Annotated in this window: 11 protein-coding genes; 6 read left to right on the top strand and 5 right to left on the bottom strand. The window is 62.2% G+C overall.

Features of this window, described 5'->3' with window-relative positions:
• Positions 1–47: 47 nt before the first annotated feature.
• The 3 genes from ACEN93_RS27330 to ACEN93_RS27320 form a co-directional block, all read right to left on the bottom strand.
• The gene (locus ACEN93_RS27330) at positions 48–1,139 is read right to left on the bottom strand and encodes an SCO family protein (protein ID WP_495610735.1); all 1,092 of its coding nucleotides are present in this window, start codon (positions 1,137–1,139) and stop codon (positions 48–50) included.
• Positions 1,136–3,943 carry a multicopper oxidase domain-containing protein gene (locus tag ACEN93_RS27325; protein WP_490841050.1) on the bottom strand — a complete coding sequence of 936 codons (2,808 nt, stop codon included), beginning with the start codon at positions 3,941–3,943 and terminating at the stop codon, positions 1,136–1,138. Before ACEN93_RS27325 ends, ACEN93_RS27330 begins: the two co-directional genes overlap by 4 nt.
• Before the next feature lie 159 nt (positions 3,944–4,102).
• Entirely contained in the window at positions 4,103–5,551 is a 1,449-nt protein-coding gene (locus tag ACEN93_RS27320; protein ID WP_285414510.1) for a sensor histidine kinase, read from the bottom strand.
• A gap of 318 nt (positions 5,552–5,869) precedes the next feature.
• Here ACEN93_RS27320 and ACEN93_RS27315 point away from each other — a divergent pair, with 318 nt between their 5' ends.
• The 6 genes from ACEN93_RS27315 to ACEN93_RS27290 all read left to right on the top strand — a co-directional run bounded on the left by ACEN93_RS27315 (position 5,870) and on the right by ACEN93_RS27290 (position 12,263).
• Entirely contained in the window at positions 5,870–7,216 is a 1,347-nt protein-coding gene (locus ACEN93_RS27315; RefSeq protein ID WP_064378919.1) for a hypothetical protein, read from the top strand.
• Between the two features lie 35 nt (positions 7,217–7,251).
• Positions 7,252–9,486: an Ig-like domain-containing protein gene (locus tag ACEN93_RS27310; protein ID WP_495610734.1), complete on the top strand. Its 2,235-nt coding sequence runs from the start codon at positions 7,252–7,254 to the stop codon at positions 9,484–9,486.
• Between the two features lie 99 nt (positions 9,487–9,585).
• Positions 9,586–10,050 carry a curlin gene (locus ACEN93_RS27305; RefSeq protein ID WP_007956150.1) on the top strand — a complete coding sequence of 155 codons (465 nt, stop codon included), beginning with the start codon at positions 9,586–9,588 and terminating at the stop codon, positions 10,048–10,050.
• Positions 10,051–10,076: 26 nt separating this feature from the next.
• Entirely contained in the window at positions 10,077–11,528 is a 1,452-nt protein-coding gene (locus ACEN93_RS27300; protein WP_414881470.1) for a curlin, read from the top strand.
• 269 nt (positions 11,529–11,797) lie between these two features.
• The gene (relB, locus tag ACEN93_RS27295; RefSeq protein WP_246883796.1) at positions 11,798–12,004 is read left to right on the top strand and encodes a type II toxin-antitoxin system RelB family antitoxin; all 207 of its coding nucleotides are present in this window, start codon (positions 11,798–11,800) and stop codon (positions 12,002–12,004) included.
• Positions 11,994–12,263, top strand: coding sequence for a type II toxin-antitoxin system RelE/ParE family toxin (locus tag ACEN93_RS27290; protein ID WP_179695643.1), 270 nt, complete (start codon positions 11,994–11,996; stop codon positions 12,261–12,263). Before relB (ACEN93_RS27295) ends, ACEN93_RS27290 begins: the two co-directional genes overlap by 11 nt.
• Before the next feature lie 207 nt (positions 12,264–12,470).
• Here the strand turns inward: ACEN93_RS27290 and relB (ACEN93_RS27285) are convergent, their stop codons facing one another.
• Positions 12,471–12,698 (bottom strand): type II toxin-antitoxin system RelB family antitoxin, encoded by a 228-nt coding sequence (gene relB / locus ACEN93_RS27285; protein ID WP_127797545.1) that lies wholly within the window; start codon positions 12,696–12,698, stop codon positions 12,471–12,473.
• 72 nt (positions 12,699–12,770) lie between these two features.
• Entirely contained in the window at positions 12,771–13,151 is a 381-nt protein-coding gene (locus ACEN93_RS27280; protein ID WP_197870922.1) for a DUF6124 family protein, read from the bottom strand.
• Positions 13,152–13,993 lie beyond the last annotated feature (842 nt).

Genomic DNA, 13,993 nt, shown 5'->3' with positions numbered 1-13,993 from the left:
TAGGTGGCAATGACCGTGACACACGGTTCAATGATGCTATTTAGCCGCTACTGCATTCGACTCACCGTTTCGCTGGCAGAAGCCGGTTTTACTGGCGTCAATGCCCCGTCGGCCAAGGGCTGCACCGACGGATGCTGACGCTCGGTTTCGGCACTCAGAAAGTCGATGATCGACTGCGCCGAAGCTTCATCCAGACGCAGATTGGGCATCGGGATGCGCTCGTATTGCTCGAACAGTTGCAGCGCGATCGGATCTTTCTCCGCCAGCACCCGATCCGGTTCGCGGATCCAGCGATTGAGCCAGGCCGGGTCACGCTGGCGGGTCACGCCGATCAGGTCCGGGCCGATGTTGCGCATGCCGATGCCTTCGCCGTCCTGCGGGCCGAGGCTGTGACACGAAGCGCAGCGGGTGCGGAACAGTTCTTCACCATTGCTCGGCGGCCGGATCTGCGGGGCGTCGGCGTAGCTTTCTTCGGTGCTGGCCTGCTTCCAGTTCTGCAGCGTGTTGGCGAGTTGGTCGGCGAGGATCCAAGGGTTCTCGAACGGCGAGGCTTTCATCCAGCGCCCGGTGCTCTGGTTACCGACGATCAGGCTCAGGTTGTGATCCTTGGTCCGGCCGTTGTCGACGCCTTCGATAAACAGCCCGAGTTTCTTGCGCAGCTCGGTGACGTCTTCGAACTCGCCGGTGAGGAATTTCCAGCCGGGGCCGACCTTGAAGCGTTGCGCATAGGCCTTGAGCACTGCGGGGGTGTCGCTCAACGGGTCGATGGTGATCGAGTAGAAAAAGATGTCTTTCCCGACCCGATCCCCCAGCAGTTTCTGCACCTGGCGCAGGCGCGCGGTCTCCAGCGGGCAGGAGTCGCTGCACGAGGTGAAGATGAAGTTGATCACCACCACCTTGTCTTTGATCAGGTCATCGAAAAACCGCACCTGCCGACCGTCCTGGTCGGTCAGCAGGGTGTTGGGGAAATAGTCGCCACCCCACGGGGTGGCGGATTCACTGGCGCCTTCGGGCTGCGCCTGATGGGCGATGAGCACCTGGCTGCCGAGCAGGCAGGTGACCAGCACCAGAATCAGGTGCATGCCCAGGGCGCGGGAGCGCGGCGTTGGCTGGGTCATGTCGGCTCCCTCCCTTTTCATGGTTTCACGGTCACTTGCGGGCCGAAGCCGTCGCCGGTGCGGAAGGTTGGCAGCGCGGCGGAGTTGACGTAGCGCACGCCATCCCAGCTCGGCAGCGGTGTCGGCATCAACTGCAGCTGCCCGGGTTTTTCCAGGTCCCAACGCAGCAGCATCGAGTTGTCCTCATGCTGAGTGTTGTGACAGTGCTCCATGTAGGTCCCGGCAAACTCGCGGAAGTTGATCGCCATCTCGACGTTGTCCAGCCCGTCGGCCTCCGAACCGATCCGGTAGACGTCCTTGCGCGCCCATTTTTCCCATTCAGGCGGGGCCTTGCCGCCACGGCTGAGGATGATCCCCTCCTCGAAGTGCACATGCACCGGATGACTCCAGCCCGTGCCGCCGGCCTTGATGTTCCACACTTCCAGGGTGCCGATGCCGCTGACTCCGGCGTCGGTCGGGCCGCTGGCCAGTTTTGTCGAGGCATTCAACCGGCGTGGGTCCATGTGGAAGCCGAAACCGCTATCGGTCTTGATCGTCCACGGCGCTTCATCGGTGCCGTCGGCGCGACCGAAGGTGAAGGTTCGGTGCAGCGCCTTGGCCAGCAGCGCCTTGTCGGCAGCGTTGTCACGGTGGATCTTCAGCGGAATCATCACCAGGCCTTCGGCCTTGCCCGGTTTGGCCGGTTCGTAGGCCGCCGGGTTCATCGACAGATCCTGGCCGGTATAAGCCTTGACGTTGAGTTGCAGGACCTTGCCCACTACCGGGTCGCCCCGGTCCCATTGCGGGCCTTTGCTGGTCTGCTTGATGACCGCCAGGTATTTCTCCGAAAGCACGTCGGCCAGCGGGATCACTTCTTTCGGGCCCTTGCCGTCGTCCTGGGCCTGCAGGTTGACGAAGAACAGCTTGTCGCCCGGCTTGATGCCGTTTTTCGCAAAGTTGACGATGATGTCGAACCGCTCGGCGATGCCTTGGGTCGGCAGAATCGCGTTGTGGTTCTGTTTGTCGCCGTCGGCATCCAGGTCCATCGAGCCGTCGAACGGCACGCTGTGTTCCATGATGTTGCCGTCGTTGGCGATCATGTGGAACGGCACCCGGCTGTAGGACACACCGGAGTTTCTCGGCCCCTGGAATTCGCCGCCGGTGCCTTTGACTTCACGCACCAGCGCGAGCTTGAAGTAGCGCGACACCGAACCGTTGAGGAGGCGGAAGCGATAACTGCGGGCCCGCACGTCGAGGGTCGGTTTCCACTGCCAGTTGACCAGCACCTGATCGCCGATGAAGCCATCGGTGTTGAACGGGTTGAACCACAGCTGACCCTGCTGATCCCAGGCCTTGTCGGCGAACACCAGGTTGACGTCGTAGTCGCGGTTGCCCCACGGCAAGGCGCTGCCGCTGGGGAAACGCAGGTTGACGCCGTCGTTCACCGATTCGTTGCCACGGTCCAGGGCGCTGTAGTAGTTCATCATCGCCGCGTTGCCCTTGTAGACGTTCTGCGCGGTGAAATCGAGCATGTGGTCGTGGAACCAGTGGGTGCTCATGGTTTCGCGCCAGTCGCCACGAATCTTGATGGTGCCGTGATCGCAGGTCTTTTTCGCAGGCTGCAGGTCGTTGACCCACAGGGTTTCCCCCGGTGCGCAGGGGAATGCGGCGCGTGGATCTTCAGCCTTGGTGTTGATGCTGTCGTAACCGGCGAGCTGGATCGGCCAGCGATAGTCGTAAAACTGGCCGGGGAAGAAGAACGCGTTGGCATAACCGTCGCTTTCAGCCGGCGCGTGGCCGTTGTGCTCATGGGTGGTGATGGTGTGCAGACCGAAACCGCGGTTGGCGGAAGGATCAATCGGCAAACCGTTGTAGTGCCGCATCAGCACCGGTTGGCCGTAGCGCACCATCAACAGTTTCGGCGGCAGCGTGCCGTCGAAAGTCCACACCGAGTTGTGGTCCTGCACCGGCATCGCCGGGTGGAACCGTGGGTCGACACCCTTGGCTGTGCCATCCGTCGCCGGCACGCCCGCGACGTTGTGGTACAGACCGCCGGGGCCGAACTCGCCCACCGCATAACCGTGCATCTGCCGACTGTCACGCAGGCCACCGTTCAGCCGCGCACCGGTCTGCACGGTCTTGTAGGCGACTTGCGGGTAGAACTCGTTCCAGCGCTGATGAGCCCAGCCTTTTCCCGGTGGCCGGCCTTCGGCGGAGGAACCGATGTGACGGTTGAGAAACAGTTCGATCTGCGCCTGCCAAGGGTTGCGGTCAACCGTGTTGGCATACTGGCTCGGAAATGGCGTGAGCCCCGGTTGACGCAGGAACGCATCCAGCGCCGTGCCGGGAGGCGCGCTGCGGGCGATGTTGTTCGGGTCTTGCGCCGGCGCCGGGCCGATGGCGGCCGGCGGAAAACTCAACGGCGCGGCCGGTGTGGTCGGGTCGAGTTTTTCCGGGCCGAACTCTTCGAACAGCACCAGTTGCTGAGTGAACGGCTGGGCACCGTACAGCGGGCTCGGCTTGCCGTTGGTGGGGTAATTGAAACTGGTCTGGACGGTGGGCGGCAGGATGTTTTCCGTGCGCGTCGTGTCCCGCGTGCCTTTGACCCCGTCGGGCAGATCGAAGGAGTCCTGGTTGGCCTCGGGCATCGTCAGGATGGCGTTGAGGGCGCCGGCGCGGTCTGCGGGCTCGTCGTAATAGGCCGACGGGTCGGACGCTTCCGGCTGATTCTCGTCGTCGATCGGGCTCGCTCGAACCCCGGTCATCTGGCCGAGGGCCAACATCAGGAAGACGCTCAGTGGCGTCAACAGGAAGAGTTTTTTGGGGTCATGCGTTGTTCTGTCCATCACCAGCCGCCTCATCTAAGGAAGGGGTGATGGTGTTTTGCAATTACCTCGCCAAAAAATCATTTCCAGTTGTAACAGGGACTTGGGCGCGCTGTTGCATTCCCCACTCCCCGGTGACCGGGGCCTGACACCCACTGCTGGGGGAAAGTTCACCCCAATTTACTGAATGAGCTGAAACGCCAGACGAACGGTGGTGCCCTCGCCTTCGCGGCTGTCCAGGCTCACGCCGCCGCCGAAGCGCTCCATGATCCGTTTGACCAGCACCAGCCCCACGCCGAGGCCGCCCTGTTTGGTGGTGAAGAACGGCCGGAACGCCATGCTGCGCTGCTCCTCGTTCATGCCTTTGCCGGTGTCGCTGAGCATGACGCTCACGCCACGGCTGTCGCTCGGTTCGAGGGTGATGGTCAGCGTGCCGCCCTTGTCCATGGCTTCCAGCGCGTTGGCCAGCAGGCTGTTGAGGATTTGCGTGAGCTGCACCGGCTGGCTCAGCACCATCGGCGTCTGCTGGGGTTGAAACACCACCTGCACGCCGGCCCTGGCGATCTGCTGCTCGAACGCCATCAGGCTGTCGTGCAGCGCCGCCACCAGGTTCACCGGTTCCGGGTCGTCATTGAGCGGTCGCAACGATTGCAGCAGTTCGCGCACCCACTTCGACATGCGGTCGACCTGGCCGATGATGTCCTTGATGTTCTTCTGCGCCGGCCCCGCGTCGAACTCCAGCGCCAGCTCGGCGCTCGAGCGAATGGTCGCCAGCGGATTGCGCAGACTGTGGGCTACCGCCGAGGACATCTCGCCCAGCGCGACAAAGGTTTCGTTGGCGATCAGTTGTTTTTGCTGGGCCGCCAGCAGAATCGCCGCCCGCCGCACGATCCAGTACAGCCCCAGGTAAATCAGCCCGCCGCCCAGCGCGGTGGCCAGCCAGATCAGCGTCAGCCCACGCTCCATGCGGGCGATCAGGTCCTTGGGCTCTTTATAGATTTCAACCATCGCCGTGACGTTCTTGCCCTCGGCGTCGAACAGAGGAATGTAATTCTCGATAAAGATGTATTCCGGGGGGACGACGAACTTCTGTTCTTCACGGCCCTTGTCTACGTTGTGGTAACTCGCCGACACCGGGATCCTTTGATCGAACGCCCGGTCGAGGTCTTCGTCGGCATGAATGCGAGTGTTGACCAGCGCGGGATTGGTCGACCAGATCACGGTACGATCCGGCGCATAAATGTTGGCGAGGATCACATCCGGCAAATGCTCGATGTGATCAAGAAACTCACCCCTGGCGCTGGCTCGGGCCGCCGGGTCGACGTCGGGAAAGTCCTTGTCCTGGCGCGGGTCGAGCAATTCGCCCATGGTGCGGATATTGGGGATCGAGACGTGGCGCACCTCCGCCGCCGCAATCGCCTGGATGAACTGCGCAGTGAGCAAGGCATCGCGCTGCACGCTTTCTTCGATCACGAACCGTGTCGACACCGCCCCGAGCGCCACGGCCACGGTGCCGATCACCGCCATGCTGATCAATGAAAACCAGCGCAACAGGTTGAACGGCTGCTTGCGCGAGTTCAGCCGCTGGCTGCCCTCCTCGACCGGTAGCGATTGTGACTGCATGTTCATGGCGGCGACTTCCCGATACGTCCCTATAGGGTTATAGCCCACGGTTGGGTGTTTGCCCGGATGCGGGGGGTGAACGGCCCCACACTCAGCCGATTTCCCGGTCAGGGAAAAACCGCCAGGCGTTCATGCCCCCACAATCCCCAATCCTGGGGACAGTCGCCCTATCCGGACGTTTGCCCTCTTCCCGCGTATCCAGCTTCCAGCCCTTGCGCCACGGGCCTTTGCCGCCGGTTGGCCAATCGTTGGTATGGAAGTTGTAAAGCCCTCAGCAACTGACCCAACCCCACGGGGCAGGTATTTTGATAGAGGGATTAACTCATGCACCCTTTACTGTCCAAAACCGCGACCGTCCTGGTCGTGAGCGCCTTGGCCCAAGGCATTGCCCAGGCCGCTCTGTTCGCCGTCGATCCGGGTCCCTACACACCGGCCAATGGCGGTTTCGCCAGCTGGTATCAGGACACCCACGGTCGCACCCTGGATCTGTGCCTGTCCAAAGCACTCAGCTCCCGCGTGCCGAGCACCCCGGGCGCCCCGTCTTACATGTGCTCGCTGCTGCCGACCCCCGGCGTGTTCGATGACACGCAACCGCTCGTATTCCCCACCAACTTCCCCGATGAAGCCTTCTGGTTCACTGGCGATACCTCCATCGTCGATGCGGCACGCGGCATCAATCTGACTTACGTCAGCGCCGTCGAGGCTGCCTTTGCCGCCGGCGATCCGGTGGAGGGCGACCAGATCAGCTTCGCGCGGATCCGCATCCGGGTCGATGTGCCCACCGCCGGCACCTACGTCATCACCCACCCGTACGGCGTCGATGTGTTCACTGTCGACACCCCCGGTCGCCGCGCGATCAACATGACCCGCGACATCGGCATCGGCACCCCGCAAACCTACGACGGCGCGCTCAAGGGTGACATCGGCCCGTTCCTGCGCAGCGTCAACGGGCCGTACACCGAGACCAATCCGTTGACCGGTGCGGCCGAGCAGTTCGTGGGCGATCCGAACCTCAATGAGGCCGTAACCGGCAGCCCGTTCAACACCAACTTCGTACGCATCGAAGGCCCCGGTGGCATCGACCTGCGCAGCACGACTTTCGCCGTGTCCGGCAAGTTGTCGACAGTGGTGCGGCCAACGCCTCTGATCACCGAGCGCAGCACCTACTCGCGCAAGCCCGGTGAAAGCGCACCAGTGGCCCAACAAGACGTGTTCGTCAAAGCCCCGCCCGCGCCGGGCACCGCCGCCATCACCAGCAGCACGCCCGTGGTGAACATGACAGAAGCCGACAGCACCGGCAGCTGGTATGCGCAATCGGCGGTCAACCCGACTTTGCCGGCCGTGTTGCAAGTGACCGCCGACAACCACCTGGCGATCGCCACCAGCTCGCCGACCACCCTGCCCATGACCCTGACCGACCTGGTGGTGATCCAGCGTGCCGAGTACAGCCTCAGTTCCGGGCAATTGACCGTGGTGGCCACGACCAGTGACGAAACCTCGCCACCGGTGCTCACCGCCACCTCCGACACCGGCGCCGCTATCGGTGCGCTGGGTGGCGACGGTGCGGAGAAAACCCTGGCCACCGGGATCACGCCGATACCACCGGCCAAGGTTCGGGTGACGTCGTCCAACGGCGGCAGCGATACCGAAGAAGTGGTCATCGTGCAATGAACGCTCACATGCCCAGATCCGCATCAGGAGGCATCATGAACAAGTGGCCACGCTTCGCGCTCAACGCGCTCGGGCTGACAATCTCGCTGACCGGCAGTGCGTTCGCGCAACTGGCCGCCGTCGATCCCGGCCCCTACACCTTCGCCACCGGGAAATTCCCGATGTGGTACCAGGACAACAATCAGCTGTCGATGGAGCTCTGCCAGTCGCGCGCCGCCAGTTCGCGGGTGCCGGTCAGCACCCCGCCGGCGTACATGTGCACCCTGCTGCCGGAACCGGGCGTGTTCGATGACAGCCTGCCGATGGTGTTCCCCGACAACTGGCCGCCAGAGGCGTTCTGGTTCCTGGCTGAAACCGCCATCCCGAACAACGGCGCCGGTTTCGGCGTGGATGCCTACGTGGCGGGGATTGAAGCGGCGTTCGCCTCGGGGAATCCGGTGGATGGCGATCAGCAAAGCTTCGCGCGGATCCGCATTCGGGTGAACGTCCCGGTGGCCGGCACCTACACCATCACCCACCCGTACGGCGTTGAAACCGTCAACGTCACCACCCCTGGCCGGCGGGCGATCAACATCACCAAAGACATCGGCATCGGTGCGCCGGGCAACTTCAGTGGCGCGCTCAACGGTGCCATCGGACCGTTCCTGCGCAGCATCAACGGCCCGTACACCGAAGTGAACCCGGACACCGGCGGCATCGAAACTTTCGTCGGCGACCCGAACCTCACCGAAGCGGTGACCGGCAGCCCGTTCAACACCAACTTCCTGCGGATCGACGGTCCGTCGGGTGTTGGCTCGATTCAGACCAACCTGTTCACCGTCGCCGGCAAGGTCCTCGACAATCGTCAGCAAACCCACGTCGCCGTCGACCGCGCCACCTATCGCCGTACCTCGGCCGGTGTGCGCGCCGAAGTGTTCGCCAATGCCGACAGCAGCTCGACCCTGTGCTTCCGCGAAACTCTGGCGCTGCTCCCCGGCCCACCGCCGACGCCGTGCCAGACCAGCCTGCTGGGTGACAACAACGGGCTGTTCTTCGGCCAGCGCCTGGGCACCGGCACCCTGCCGTCGGTGGTAGTCGTGACCGCGACCAACCCGGCCGGCACTACCCGGCCGACTGCCGTCTCGGCCAAGCTCACCGACGTGGTGAAAATCCAGACCGCCCGCTACAGCTGGGCCAACCACAGCCTGCTGATCGAAGCCACTTCGACCGATGAAGTCGCGGTGCCGGACATGGTTGCCCAAGGCTACGGACGCCTGTCGAAAACCGGCACGCTGCAAAAAATCACCGTCGCCGACCTGACTCAGCCTCCAGCCACCGTCACGGTCAAATCCGCCGCCGGCGGCAGCGATACCGAGCCAGTCGTAGTGGTCGGTGCAGCACCGGACACCGGTGAAAACCAGGCACCACTGGCCAACGCCGACACCGGCAGCACCAGCTTCGGCGTGCCGATCACCCTCAGCCTGTTGACCAACGACAGCGACCCGGACAACAACGTGCCGCTGACCATCACCGCGTTGACTCAACCGGTCGCCGGCCAGGGCACCGTGGCCCTGAACGGCACCACGTCGGTGGTCTACACCCCGCCAGCCGTGGTCAATACTCCGCTGACCACCACCTTCACCTACAAGGCCCAGGACAACAAAGGCCTGGCCTCGGTGAACCCGGCCACGGTAACGATCAGCGTCGCGCCTAACCGGCCACCGACCGCCGTTGCCGACAGTGTCGCCACCCTCGGTGTCGCGATCCCGATCAACGTCCTGGCCAACGACACCGATCCGGAAGGCAACACGCCGCTGGGCGTCGCCAGCCTGACCCAACCGCCGGCAGGACGCGGCACGGTCAGCACCGACGGCACGGTGATCACCTACACCCCACCGGCCACCGTGACCACGGCCTTCACCACGACCTTCACCTACATCGCCCGGGACAGCTTCGGCGCCCAGTCGACGCCGGCGACCGTCACGGTGCAAGTGTCGCCACGGCCAGCGGCGGAAACCTTCACGGTCACCACCTCGACCGTGCAGGCCCGTTCCGGCGGCCGCTTCAACTGGGACTTCGCCGGCACCTCGTCGGTGACCACCGGCAACACCATCACCGTGCAGGTCACCACCCCGACCGGGCTGGTAACGCTGGGCACCACCACGGTACCGGTGACCGGACGCTGGCGGCTGACGCTGAACAACACGCTGGTCGTGCCATCAGCCAACCCGACCGCCACCATCCGCTCGTCCCAGGGCACCGTTCGCACCATCTCGGTGAACACGCTCTGAACCCACGCCCCACCCAACCCACACCGCTTGGCGCGGGATGGGTGGGGCTGCCTCAGCCACGATTCCGGATTTGAGCAACACACAACACAGGACAACGCCATGAACACGCCGACCGCCGCCCTGCTTTGCCTGCTCGCCCTGTGCGTCAGTGCGGGCGTGCGCGCCGACGACCTGATGGAAAACGATGACCTGGCGCCCAACAGCGCCGATCTCGGCGAACTGCCGCCCCCCGTGGGCCAGCAAGCCCTGATCGACCAGAACGGCCAGGTCAACCTCGCCCTGCTCTCGCAGAACGGTCAGTCGCTGCTGGGCAAGATCGTGCAGTCGGGCAGCAATCAGGAGGCGTACATCCTGCAACAAGGCAGCGACCTGATGGCCCTGATCACGCAAAACGGCTCCGGCAACGCCGCGTCCATCACACAAACCGGCAGCCACAACCGCGCGCAGATTTCGCAAAACGGCAACAACAACGACGCCAGCATCGAGCAGGCCGGCACGGGGCTGCAAAGCGCCGTGACCCAGTCGGGCAACGGCATGAGCGTTTCGGTCAAGCAATATCGCTAAGCACTGCAATCATCGGAGAGTTCATCATGTTCAAACTGACGCCCCTCACCGCCGCCATCCTGGTCATGATCAGTGCCCAGGCCATGGCCGACGACAGCCTTTCCACCCAGAGCCAGTTCGGTACGGCCAACATCGCTGATGTGAAGCAGACCCAGGCCCCGTTCAGCACCGCGACCCAGACCCAACTGGGCCAGGGTAACAACGCCGCCGCCGTGCAGGACACCGCCACCAGCGTCATTACCCAGGACGCGGTCGGCGACTACAACGCCGGTTACGCCGAACAGCTTTTCGAAGACAACAGCACCATCACCCAACAACAGACCGGTGCCTTCAACACCGCCCACGCCAGCCAGTCCCTCGGTTTCGGCGCCGGCAACCAGGCCCTGCAACAACAGCAAGGCACCGGCAACTTCTCGTTCGTCTACCAGGACTCGCAGAACGGCAGCGAAGGCAAGACCTTCCAGTTCGGCGACAGCAACGAAGCCAACATCGAGCAACTTTACGAAGGCGCCGGCAACAGCTCGGTGATCACCCAGTACGGCACCGCCAACTACGGCACCGCCGAACAAGTGCTGCACAACGGCGGCCAGATCGGCATCAACCAGGCCGGCGAAGGCAACTACGCCTACGGCGACCAGCGCAACGGCACCGGCGGCAACATCACCATCAACCAGTTCGGCAACCTCAACGGCACCGAAATCTGGCAAGACTCGCAACTGGCCAGCCAGGCCACCGTCAACCAGTACGGCGACAGCAACGAAACCGTGGTCGACCAAAGCTTCGGCGAAAACAACACCGCCGCCGTCACTCAGATCGGCAACACCAACGCCATCTATGCCGACCAGTTCGAATCGGTCAACTCGACCCTGGCGCTCTATCAGGTCGGCAACGGCAACGTGCACTTCACCTACCAGAACGGCGACAGCCACACCCTCAACGCCACCTCGGTGGGTAACGACAACAAGGTCTACGCCAGCAACTGGAAAGGCCCGCAACATGGCGGCCAGTTCGGCAGCAGCCAGCGCGCCACCGTCACCCAGGCCGGCAACGGCAACATCGCCAGCTTCAAACAGGACGGCATCGGCCAGATCATGACCACCCACCAGACCGGCACCGGCAACAAGACCACGGTCAGCCAGGCTGATTCCTACAACGAGCTGTACTTCGATCAGAACGGCAGCGACAACATCCTCATCGCCGACCAGCGCGGCACCACCAACCTGGTTCAGGGCTCGTCGAACGGCTCGGGCAACAGCGCCGAATTCGACCAGTCCGGCACCGGCAACCAGGCCTACACCGCGCAGCTGTATGGCAGCGACAACATGATCACCGTGAAACAGGCGGACACCATGAACGTGGCGTATGTAACCCAGGGCGGCACCGGGAACATTGCCAATGTGGATCAGAGCGGGATGACGCAGACCGCGACCATTCAGCAGTTTGGGTCGGCTAACCAGGCTACGGTTTTGCAGCAGTAAGGGTTGGGTGTTGGAAAACCGCGACCTGTTGAGGGTCGCGGTTTTTTTGCGCTGACGCTTGAGTGGCGTCCTACGGAAAACGGAACGTTTTCAGAAATTCGAGGAGTTTTCTGACGAATTCTGGCGGTTGGCCGTCGGAAGTGCAGGCTCTAGGATTTGCCGGGACAACTTGATCCCCATGGAGCTTGGCCTACATGCAATTCATCCAGACAGCGACGACAGCGATACCGTTACCGAATAGACTTCCAGGCACCCAACCCGGAGGTTCCATGATTGACCCGTCTTTGATCGACCCACTGTGCCCGGTTGTTTCGGATCTTGGTCCTGAGGAGCAGGCTGCGAGTTATGACCGTTGGTTGATCGCCAAAATACAAGCTTCCATGGATGACCCACGTCCGAGCATTCCTAATGATCAGGTGATGGCCGAAATGCATGCCCTGATGGAAGCAAAGCGTAAAAAATACGATGCAGGTTGAGTGGCAACCCGAAGCTCGGGCTGAACTCCTGCACATTCTTGACTACATCAGTGACCGTAATTTCAAAGCGGCTAACAAGCTCTCAAACGCTATCGAAGCCGCCACGGTTACCCTTACCAAACATCCACACCTCTATCGAGTGGGGCGAACTCCCGGCACTCGCGAGATGGTCGTACATCCCAACTACCTGCTCATTTACCAAGCGGTGGGCCGGATAAATATTCTGGGCGTTGTGCACGCACGTCAGGAATATCCGTGATGTGGCGCTCGGCCACAGAATGAATGACTCCACTGAAGCAAAAAATGCGCTCCCTTTTGGGGGCGTTTTTTTCGCTGGTACTTGAGTCGTTGATCGTTCCCACGTCGAACCGACTCGGGAAATGCCTCAAGGGACGCACCGCGTTCCAGCTCGCGAATTTGACGCGGAGCGTCAGGGGCTGCATTCCCACGCAGAGCGTTGGAACGATCAATCTGGTGCTGCGGTGCAGTCCTTGTTCGACGCCTCAAGTGCCTCGTACCTGCGTTGAGCCTCTTCCATCAATACCTGTATTTCAGCCATCACTTGCTCATGCGGAATACTTGGACGCGGGTCATCGATTGACGCTTGGACTTCGGCACGGAACCACCGGTCGTAGCTGGCGGCCTGCTCTTCGCTTTCGAAGTCTGAAACGATTGTGGAGATCAGGGGATCCATGGTGGCTCCGGATTGAAAGTGAAAAACGCGACCCGTTTTTGGGTCGCGTTTTTTTATTGGGGATGTGCTGGATCAGTCCTTCAGTTCGACGTGATCCAAGGCCTGATTTACGGCCAGTTCACCCAACATGAGAATCTGCGCGATGCCCAGGGCGGTCTTGCGGTGGGCGGGGTCGAGGGTGGCGGCGAAGTTGTTGAGCATTTCGCTGGCCGAGCCCAGGGATTCGCTGGCGTTGGCGAGCAGGGATTCGGTGTTGTAGGCCGGGTTGGCGAGGTACATCGGGGCGGGTTCGTTGACGCTGCCCATGATGTGGGCGCCGGGGCAGAGGTAATGATCGAGGGCGCGTTCGGCGGCTTCGTGGAGTTTTCTGGAGGTGGTGGAGGTGTATGGGGAGGTTGGGTCGGTTTCGGGGTTGGCTTGGGTTTCGGGTGGGTTGGGTGTTGGTTTGAACATGATGTTTTTCTCTGTTTGAGTAATGAAGCTGGCCCATTCGGTTTCCGGACGAAGGGGTGGCAGCTGTACGCAGGCTGGAAACCCGGGGAACAGAGAAACCCGGACGACCCGAAGGTCCCCACGTACAGCCGCCATAACAAGGAGCACACCAGAGAAGGTGCGCAGCATACGTCATGAATGCCGCCGTTTGTTTCTGTTTTCCCGCGGGTTTCCAGGCCCGATCGCTGAATTGGCAGCGACCGAAACAGGCTAGAGCCCGCGCTTCCGACGGACAACCTGAAAACCTTGTGGGAAGGATCGCTGAAACAGACACAACTTTTAAACATTCGAGAATGGAACGCGGAGCGTCCCAGGCTGCATTCCCACGCGGAGCGTGGGAACGATCAAAGCAAAAGCAGTCCGCTTTCTGCTTTCTGCTTTCTGCTTTCTGCTTTCTGCTTTCTGCTTTCTGCTTTCTGCTTTCTGCTTTCCGCTTTCCGCTTTCCGCTTTCCGCTTCTCACCACTCAACACAATGAGCGTTAGCTCGAGTACCGCTCTTGACGTGCCGGCCCCTTCGGAAGGCTGAGTGGAGGGATTTATCCGGGGGTGGGAGCGCAGCGACCGTTTGGCGAAGCCAAACACATCGAGAGGAGGTGCAGCGAAGCAAACCGGAGGCGATGCCCCCGGATGAATCCCGGAGCGAAGGAACCCCGAGCCCCAGCGAGGGGCCGAACGCCGGGGCCAAGCCTTTTGCTTACTTTTTGGCGTTTGAAAAAGTGAGCCGCTGTAAGAGCGGAACCGCCAGCGGCAACACCCGAAGAAACGGATATTCACCCAACCCAACAAGAACCTGGTCGGCCCG

It is taken from the genome of Pseudomonas sp. Pseusp21, assembly GCF_059492145.1.
This window is presented reverse-complemented; position numbering and strand designations above follow the sequence as displayed.

Excerpts from the sequence above, each read along its gene's own strand:
- ACEN93_RS27330 (WP_495610735.1), bottom strand. The coding sequence starts at position 1,139 with ATGAAAAGGGAGGGAGCCGACATGACCCAGCCAACGCCGCGCTCCCGC.
- ACEN93_RS27325 (WP_490841050.1), bottom strand. The coding sequence starts at position 3,943 with ATGGACAGAACAACGCATGACCCCAAAAAACTCTTCCTGTTGACGCCA.
- ACEN93_RS27320 (WP_285414510.1), bottom strand. The coding sequence starts at position 5,551 with ATGAACATGCAGTCACAATCGCTACCGGTCGAGGAGGGCAGCCAGCGG.
- ACEN93_RS27315 (WP_064378919.1), top strand. The coding sequence starts at position 5,870 with ATGCACCCTTTACTGTCCAAAACCGCGACCGTCCTGGTCGTGAGCGCC.
- ACEN93_RS27310 (WP_495610734.1), top strand. The coding sequence starts at position 7,252 with ATGAACAAGTGGCCACGCTTCGCGCTCAACGCGCTCGGGCTGACAATC.
- ACEN93_RS27305 (WP_007956150.1), top strand. The coding sequence starts at position 9,586 with ATGAACACGCCGACCGCCGCCCTGCTTTGCCTGCTCGCCCTGTGCGTC.
- ACEN93_RS27300 (WP_414881470.1), top strand. The coding sequence starts at position 10,077 with ATGTTCAAACTGACGCCCCTCACCGCCGCCATCCTGGTCATGATCAGT.
- relB (WP_246883796.1), top strand. The coding sequence starts at position 11,798 with ATGATTGACCCGTCTTTGATCGACCCACTGTGCCCGGTTGTTTCGGAT.
- ACEN93_RS27290 (WP_179695643.1), top strand. The coding sequence starts at position 11,994 with ATGCAGGTTGAGTGGCAACCCGAAGCTCGGGCTGAACTCCTGCACATT.
- relB (WP_127797545.1), bottom strand. The coding sequence starts at position 12,698 with ATGGATCCCCTGATCTCCACAATCGTTTCAGACTTCGAAAGCGAAGAG.
- ACEN93_RS27280 (WP_197870922.1), bottom strand. The coding sequence starts at position 13,151 with ATGTTCAAACCAACACCCAACCCACCCGAAACCCAAGCCAACCCCGAA.